The sequence below is a fragment of the Vibrio sp. 1727 genome, from assembly GCF_033344415.1.
GTDB classification, from domain to species: domain Bacteria; phylum Pseudomonadota; class Gammaproteobacteria; order Enterobacterales; family Vibrionaceae; genus Vibrio; species Vibrio alginolyticus.
The window spans coordinates 1-839 of record NZ_JAWPOT010000162.1 but is presented as its reverse complement, the minus strand read 5'-3'; the positions used below and the strand labels follow the sequence as shown (position 1 = coordinate 839).

General features: G+C 45.2%; 1 protein-coding gene and 1 pseudogene. Both read right to left on the bottom strand.

Translation table 11 applies throughout. The annotated features are described in order from the left end of the window. Positions 1 to 241, bottom strand: a pseudogene (locus tag R8O10_RS24535) (glutamate racemase); the annotation flags it as partial. A 40-nt stretch (positions 242 to 281) separates the two neighbouring features. Continuing rightward, positions 282 to 839 (bottom strand): ATPase (locus tag R8O10_RS24530; RefSeq protein WP_318191861.1); only part of this gene is annotated, 558 nt, incomplete at its 5' end.

Genomic DNA, 839 nt, shown 5'->3' with positions numbered 1-839 from the left:
TGGCAGTATTGCACGCAATGACGACGATATCGATGTGATGCTCTGCCACCAATGCGGAAACCAGCTGATTGACGCGCGAGATAAGCACATTCTGATCGAGTTCGCCGTAAGGATAAGCTTCGTTATCGAACAGATAGAAGTAGTCTAAGTGTGGAAGGAGTCGGTGAATTTCTTGGAAAACTGATAGTCCGCCGACACCGGAATCAAACACTAGAACTTTTTTCTTACTTGATGCTCGCACGAGTCTTACCTGATGAATAGAGACTCGGCGATCATACTGGTTAGATTTGTTTTGGCAATGCTTTGGCGCGGTATCTTTGATGGCTAAATCGCTCCCCTATTTCTACTTCAAGCTTAGTCAGTTCTATATGTCCTTGAAATGATGGGGTTGATGTCACCAATGTGTGGAACTCACCATTTTCTCCACATGGATCAATATGACGTGGTAATGACTCGATTAATACTTGGTCATACCAACGACCACACCATTCTGGAGGGAGAACACTTCCGTCTATGGTGATCAACATAGCTTGAATACCACGCTCTATGACTTCCATCGCTAAGCTCAAACTATTCTCCCCTAAGAGAGGAAAGACACATTCCCATCCTGCTGGCTCAATGTAGCTACGACGACAATCGGCAATACCATTGCAGAACATATCGCCGAATGCGACAGCTTCTACGTTCAGCCCACTACTTTGTAATGCATTAACGATGGTCGATTGATAAATGTCGTTACTCGGAAAGACTTCAGGCAGCTCTATAGTAATGAGCGGAAGCGCAAGTAAGTCTGCTTGCATTTGTACGACTTCAAGCGGAGTTGCTTGGAAAGGGACTTC